Origin of the sequence: Dietzia sp. DQ11-38-2 (assembly GCF_014145055.1) — a bacterium.
Lineage (GTDB): Bacteria > Actinomycetota > Actinomycetes > Mycobacteriales > Mycobacteriaceae > Dietzia.
Genome location: NZ_JAALDW010000277.1, coordinates 5,565 through 11,931, shown reverse-complemented (window position 1 = coordinate 11,931; position 6,367 = coordinate 5,565). Strand labels below are relative to the sequence as shown.

Genomic DNA, 6,367 nt, shown 5'->3' with positions numbered 1-6,367 from the left:
CGCGGTGGGCGATGGCCGCGCCGAGGGTTCCGCGTACAGCTCTCTCGTCCGACCGGCGGAGGACCGCCCGGAGGGCATCGACCTACCGCAGGCCACCGAGGTCCCGGCCGCGGTCGGTGCCGCGCTCGACCGGGCCGCCGACGTCGAGGGCACGCGCGCACTCGTGGCGCTCCACCGCGGCGAGATCCTGGACGAGTGGTACGCGGACGGCTTCGGACCGGACACCCGGCAGCTCGGGTGGTCCATGGCCAAGAGCGTGGCCGCCACCCTGGTCGGGCGGGCGCAGCAGGAGTTCCCCGACGCCGACCTCGACCCGGCGGGCACCGGCCTGCGCTCCGAGTGGACCGACGGGAGGGCGCAGATCTCGCTCGACGACCTGCTGCGCATGACCTCCGGGCTGGAGTGGGACGAGGACTACGACCTCGGCACCCCCATCACCGAGATGCTTTTCGCGGAGCCCGACATGGCGTCCTTCGCCGCCGCCCAGCCGCTCGCCCACGACCCCGGGACGTTCCGCCAGTACTCCTCGGGCACCACCAACATCGTGTGCGACCTGCTCCACGAGCGCACCGGCCTCGGGCCCGAGATGGCCGACGAGTTGCTGTTCGGGCCACTCGGGATGACCAGTGCCGTGCTCGAGGCGGACGCCTCCGGCCGGTCGGTGTGCAGTTCGTATCTGTGGGCCACGCCGCGGGACTGGGCGCGCTTCGGCCAGTTCGCGCTGGATGACGGCGTGGTCGACGGTCGCCGCCTGCTCCCCGCGGGATGGATGGACTACGCGACGACCGTCGTCCCGGCCGGCGGGGAGCCCGAACCCTACGGCGCGCAGTGGTGGGTCAACGACGCCGGTGACGGCTCCCCGCTCCGCCTGCCCGGGATTCCCGCCGACGCCTATTGGGCCGCGGGCCACGACGGTCAGTACACCGTGGTGGTCCCCTCCGCCGACCTGGTGGTGGTGCGGACCGGCTTCACCCCCGGAGGGACGATCTACGGGCTCGGCATCGAGGAGCTGGTCGGCGACCTCACCAGGGCTGTGGGCTGACGCGCACGTCCGAGATGAGGCTTCGACGTGGGCCGGCCGTTCGGGCCATGCGAGCCGGGCGGGTTGCTCAGCCCCAGGCCGCCTGGATCCCCGCGCTCGCCCGGTCGATCCGCTCGAGCCGGCTCTCTGTGTAGAGGGCCACCTGGTCCACGATCACGCGCATCCGCGCCGCATCATCCGGAGCCTGGTCCCACAACGGACGCAGGACCGCGTCGAGACCGGCGGGAGCCGAGTGGGCCAGGAACTCGGCCACCCGGTGGATCCTGTCCCGTTGACGGTCCTGACGGGCCCGGTGCCCCGGGTCACTTATCACGTATCGCACGGCCATGGTCTTGAGCATCACCACCTCGGCCTCCACATGCAGGGGCACCTCGAGGTCGGCGCTGTACCGTCCGTGCGGCACCTCGCCGTGTACCTGACGAGTGGTGTGGATGGCGGGCATGACGAACCGCCCGACCAGTTCGCTGGTCAACGCCTTGAGGGCGACGGCACCGGCGAACGTCTCCTCGAACGGCTGGACGGCGCGGACCGCCTCGAGCGCACCGAGACGCGTGGCCGCCTCGCGGAGCTGGTCGGCGTCGGGCCCCCGGAACTCGCGCGCGCCCAGCTCGGCCAACGCCGAGACCTCCGACGGATCGGTCAGCGACCTCAGGTCCAGCCTGCCGGCCACGATCGCATCCTCCACGTCGTGGACCGAGTAGGCCACGTCGTCGGAGAAGTCCATGATCTGCGCTTCGAGACACCGGGTGTCCCCGGGTGCGCCGCGGCGGATCCAGGCGAGAGTCTCCGCGTCGTCGGGATAGGCACCGAACTTCCTCGTGCCCTCTCGCGGCAGCCACGGGTACTTGGTGGCCGCGTCCAGCGCGGCGCGGGTGAGGTCCAGGCCGACGCCCCGCCCGTCGGCGTCGACCACCTTGGGCTCCAACCGCGTGAGGATCCGCACCGTCTGGGCGTTGCCCTCGTATCCCCCGAACCCTTTCGCGACCTCGTCGAGAGCGCGCTCGCCGTTGTGGCCGTAGGGCGGGTGCCCGATGTCGTGACTCAACCCCGCCAGATCGGCGAGATCGGGGTCGCAGCCGAGGCCGGCGGCGATACTGCGGGCGATCTGCGCGACCTCGAGCGAGTGGGTGAGTCGGGTCCGTGGTGTGTCCCCGTCCCCGGGCCCGACCACCTGCGTCTTGTCTGCGAGCCGCCGGAGAGCCGCGGAGTGCAGGACCCGTGCGCGATCCCTCTCGAACGGGCTGCGCTCGCTCGCCGTCTCCTGGGGCCGGGTGGGCCCCCCGCCCACCCGGCGCTCGGCGTCTGCGGCCGTGTACGCGTACCGCGTCATGCGCGTCCCCTCCTTGTGTCCACCACTCAGCCGGGGAAATCCACGTCGGTGCCGACGATCCGGTGGTACTGGTACCAGAGCACCGCGCCGGTCTCGCGGATGATGCTCAGGATCTGGTTCTCCCGGGTCCAGACCGCGGGACCCTGTCGGGTCGGCGAGGTCCACGCGTCCAGGCCCGCGTCCCTGGCCATCATCCGCGCCCGGTACGAATGCGTGGGATCGCTCACCAACACCACGGAACCACCGCCCTGGTCACGCACGGTCAACGCGACGGCGTCCAGGCTGCCGACCGTGTTGGAGCCCGTCTCGACCGCCAGGATCGCCGTGGGCGGCACGCCCAGGGTGGCCAGGTAGGAGCGGCCCGCACCGGCCTCGGTGAACCGGTCCCCCGGCTGATTCCCGCCGACGGTGATGATCTGCGGGGCGACGCCCTGCTCGTACAGGCTGGCGGCGTGATCGAGCCGGGACTGGAACACCGGGGTGGGCACGCCGTCGTACTGGGCCGCGCCCAGGACGACGATCGCGTCGGCCGTCGTGCGGTCGTCCTCGCGCGCGACCTGCCACACCCGGAACGCGATGAATCCGGGCACGGCGAGACACAACAACAACGCGAGGACCACGAGCCACCCGATGGCCCTGGACACCGCTCTCATCGGGGACCGGGATCTGTTCACCCGACCAGTGTGCCAGCGCCGGTGTCAGCAGCCGATGAGCCGCTGCGCGAGGAACCCCTCGACCTGGTCGATCGCCACGCGCTCCTGCTCCATGGTGTCCCGCTCACGGATGGTCACGGCCTGGTCTTCGAGGGTGTCGAAGTCCACGGTGATGCAGAACGGGGTGCCGATCTCGTCGTGGCGGCGGTAGCGTCGGCCGATCGCCTGCGCGTCGTCGAAGTCCACGTTCCAGCTCTTGCGCAGCTGTGCGGCCAGATCCCGGGCCTTCGGCGACAGGTCCGCGTTACGGGACAGTGGCAGGACAGCCGCCTTGAACGGTGACAGGCGACGATCCAGCTTCAGGACCGTGCGCGTGTCGACACCGCCCTTGGAGTTGGGCGCCTCGTCCTCGGTGTAGGCGTCGATGAGGAACGCCATGAGTGACCGGGTCAGGCCGAAGCTCGGTTCGATGACGTACGGCACGTACTTCTCACCGGAGGCCTGGTCGCGGTACTGCAGGTCCTCACCCGAGTGGGTCTGGTGCTGGGTGAGGTCGTAGTCCGTGCGGTTCGCCACACCCATCAGCTCGCCCCACGGGTTACCGGAGAATCCGAACTTGTACTCGAAGTCGATGGTGCCCGCCGAGTAGTGGGCGCGCTCGTCGTCCGGGACGTCGAAACGCCGCATGTTCTCCGGGTCGATCCCCAGGTCGACGAACCAGTCCCAGCAGTCCTCGACCCACCGCTTGAACCACTCGTCGGCCTCCTCGGGCTTGGTGAAGAACTCGATCTCCATCTGCTCGAACTCGCGGGTCCGGAAGATGAAGTTGCCCGGGGTGATCTCGTTGCGGAACGCCTTGCCGATCTGTCCGATACCGAACGGCGGCTTACGCCGTGCGGTGGTCATGACGTTCTTGTAGTTGATGAAGATGCCCTGGGCGGTCTCGGGCCGCAGATAGTGCAGGCCCTCCTTGTCGTCGACCGGACCGAGGTAGGTCTTCATCAACCCGGAGAACAGCTGCGGCTCGGTCCAGGCCCCGGGCTGGCCCGTGACCGGATCGTTGATGTCGGCCAGCCCGTTGGCCGGCTCGCGCCCGTGCTTGGCGACATAGGCCTCGATGAGGTGGTCGGCGCGATAGCGCTTGTGGGTGTGCAGAGACTCCACCAGCGGGTCGGTGAAGGTCTCGACGTGACCGGAGGCCTCCCACACCGCGCGGGGAAGGATGATCGACGAATCCAGACCCACCACATCCTCGCGGCCGGTGACGAAGGTCCGCCACCACTGCTTCTTGATGTTGTCCTTGAGCTCCACGCCCAACGGACCGTAATCCCATGCCGAACGGGTCCCGCCGTAGATCTCACCACACTGGTACACCAGTCCCCGGCGCTTGCAGAGGTTGACGACTGAGTCGATGACGGACGCTGAGGATGCCACGTCGGGGGTTCTCCCTTTGGTGAGTCGGTGGACGGAGGCGTCGGGTGGACGACCTCGGCGCGGGCCGGCGCCCGCGGCACTTCTCACCAGGGTATCCGGTCCACCCCGGCGGTCTGGGATACTGGGGTCCCCCCACCCGACACGGCGCCGGTCCCCACCGCGCCCGGAAGGTTGCGCCAATGGCATCCGGACCCGAGTCCCCGGCAGACGCCGGGCCTGCCGCGGAGATCCACGACCCCGGCTCCCGCGCGGCCCCCGTTCCGCTCCCGCCTCAGCACGTGGTCTCCGCCGCGGGCGATCTGCTCCGTGCGCTGTCGGCTCCGCTGCGTATCGCGATCGTGCTGCAGCTCCGCGAGGGGCCGAGGTGTGTCCACGAGTTGGTGGACGCCCTCGACGTCGCGCAGCCGCTGGTGAGCCAGCACCTGCGGGTGCTCAAGTCGTCCCACGTCGTCTCCGCGCACCGCCGGGGGCGGGAGATCCGCTACGAGTTGCTCGACGACCACCTGCTGCACATCGTCGAGGCGGCCGTCGGGCACGCCGGGGAGGAGTAGAGCAGTGGACGGGGCCCAGAAGCCGATCGGCGTCCGCTCGACCCGCCAACGCAGTGCCATCTCCGCGCTGCTCGACGAGTCCAAGGGGTTCCGGTCCGCGCAGGACCTTCACTCGGAGCTCCGCGAACGCGGTGACGCGATCGGTCTGACCACCGTCTACCGGACGCTGCAGTCGATGTCCGACGCCGGCGCGGTGGACGTGCTGCGCACCGATTCCGGGGAGCTGATCTTCCGCAAGTGCTCCGATTCCCACCATCACCACCTGGTGTGTCGGGAATGCGGCTTCACGGTGGAGGTCGAGGAACCCGGGGTCGAGACGTGGGCGCACCGTGCCGGTGGCGCTCACGGATTCACCGAGGTGACCCACACCGTCGAGCTGTTCGGCCTCTGCGCGGCCTGCGCCGGCTCCAGGCGGGACGAGCCGCCGGGTCCGGTGGACTGACCCGGGGCCGCCCCGGTGGATCGGCCTCGCGGCCCCCTGGCGACCCGCGCCTCCCGGAATCGGGGTCAGGCTCCGGGCACCCCGCCGAACCGCCGGTCCCGCTCGGCGTACTCCAGGCACGCCGCCCACAGATCGCGTCGGTCGAAGTCGGGGAACAGCGTGTGTTGAAAGACGAACTCGGCGTAGGCGCTCTGCCACAGCAGGAAGTTGGACGTCCGCAGTTCACCGGACGGACGCAGGAAGAGGTCCACGTCCGGCATGTCCGGCTCGTCGAGGAAACGGGCGAAGTTCTCCTCCGTCAGGTCGTCGGCCGCCAACTCCCCGGCGGCGACCCGACGCGCGAAATCCCTTGCGGCGTCCACGATCTCCGCTCGCCCGCCGTAGTTGACGCACATCGCCAAGGTCATCACCGTGTTGTCCCGCGTGAGTTCCTCGGCCTCCTCGAGCTCGGAGATGACCGACTTCCACAGCTTGGGGCGGCGGCCGGCCCAGCGCACCCGCACTCCCAGCTCGTGCATCTCGTCCCGGCGGCGACGCAGCACGTCCCTGTTGAATCCCATGAGAAAGCGCACCTCCTCCGGACTGCGCTTCCAGTTCTCCGTGGAGAACGCGTACGCGGACAGGTACGGGACGCCGATCTCGATGCACCCCTGGACCACGTCCATGAGTACCGCCTCTCCCTGCTTGTGCCCCTCGGTGCGGGGCAGGCCCCGCTCCTGGGCCCAGCGTCCGTTGCCATCCATCACCAGCGCGACGTGGCGCGGCACGAACTCCGCCGGGATCGCGGGCGGTCGCTCGCCCGACGGGTGCGGGGTGGGCGGCCGGACGGTCACCGGCGCGGCGCCGTCCCTCGACGCGGTGCGTTTACGGAATCTGGGTAGTCCGGGCACGAGGCTCCTCAACAGGTTCTGGGGA

The 6,367-nt window shown here is 70.1% G+C and carries 7 protein-coding genes; 3 read left to right on the top strand and 4 right to left on the bottom strand.

Annotation, left to right across the window (positions count from 1 at the left end; all coding sequences use genetic code 11):
- The coding region (locus G6026_RS10080) for a serine hydrolase (RefSeq protein ID WP_241728010.1) at nt 1–1,042 on the top strand (1,042 nt) is incomplete at its 5' end.
- A gap of 67 nt (nt 1,043–1,109) precedes the next feature.
- Here the strand turns inward: G6026_RS10080 and G6026_RS10075 are convergent.
- Genes G6026_RS10075 through G6026_RS10065 form a run of 3 tightly spaced genes read right to left on the bottom strand, consistent with a single transcriptional unit; the run spans nt 1,110 to nt 4,459 of the window.
- The gene (locus G6026_RS10075; protein ID WP_182613094.1) at nt 1,110–2,372 is read right to left on the bottom strand and encodes a deoxyguanosinetriphosphate triphosphohydrolase; all 1,263 of its coding nucleotides are present in this window, start codon (nt 2,370–2,372) and stop codon (nt 1,110–1,112) included.
- Nucleotides 2,373–2,398: 26 nt separating this feature from the next.
- Nucleotides 2,399–3,025 carry a YdcF family protein gene (locus tag G6026_RS10070; protein ID WP_194305295.1) on the bottom strand — a complete coding sequence of 209 codons (627 nt, stop codon included), beginning with the start codon at nt 3,023–3,025 and terminating at the stop codon, nt 2,399–2,401.
- A 45-nt stretch (nt 3,026–3,070) separates the two neighbouring features.
- Nucleotides 3,071–4,459 carry a glycine--tRNA ligase gene (locus tag G6026_RS10065; RefSeq protein WP_107756123.1) on the bottom strand — a complete coding sequence of 463 codons (1,389 nt, stop codon included), beginning with the start codon at nt 4,457–4,459 and terminating at the stop codon, nt 3,071–3,073.
- A 179-nt stretch (nt 4,460–4,638) separates the two neighbouring features.
- Between G6026_RS10065 and G6026_RS10060 the strand changes: the two genes are divergently transcribed.
- Both G6026_RS10060 and G6026_RS10055 read left to right on the top strand, forming a co-directional pair.
- On the top strand, nt 4,639–5,010 hold the full coding sequence (locus G6026_RS10060; protein WP_176475081.1) for a metalloregulator ArsR/SmtB family transcription factor: 372 nt from the start codon (nt 4,639–4,641) through the stop codon (nt 5,008–5,010).
- A gap of 4 nt (nt 5,011–5,014) precedes the next feature.
- Nucleotides 5,015–5,452 carry a Fur family transcriptional regulator gene (locus G6026_RS10055; RefSeq protein WP_107756122.1) on the top strand — a complete coding sequence of 146 codons (438 nt, stop codon included), beginning with the start codon at nt 5,015–5,017 and terminating at the stop codon, nt 5,450–5,452.
- A gap of 65 nt (nt 5,453–5,517) precedes the next feature.
- Here G6026_RS10055 and G6026_RS10050 read toward each other — a convergent pair whose 3' ends face one another.
- Nucleotides 5,518–6,285 carry an isoprenyl transferase gene (locus G6026_RS10050; RefSeq protein WP_107756121.1) on the bottom strand — a complete coding sequence of 256 codons (768 nt, stop codon included), beginning with the start codon at nt 6,283–6,285 and terminating at the stop codon, nt 5,518–5,520.
- Between the last annotated feature and the right edge of the window lie 82 nt (nt 6,286–6,367).

What these genes read in the sequence shown, in the direction of transcription:
- G6026_RS10075 (WP_182613094.1), bottom strand. Translation starts at nt 2,372, where the DNA reads ATGACGCGGTACGCGTACACGGCCGCAGACGCCGAGCGCCGGGTGGGC.
- G6026_RS10070 (WP_194305295.1), bottom strand. Translation starts at nt 3,025, where the DNA reads ATGAGAGCGGTGTCCAGGGCCATCGGGTGGCTCGTGGTCCTCGCGTTG.
- G6026_RS10060 (WP_176475081.1), top strand. Translation starts at nt 4,639, where the DNA reads ATGGCATCCGGACCCGAGTCCCCGGCAGACGCCGGGCCTGCCGCGGAG.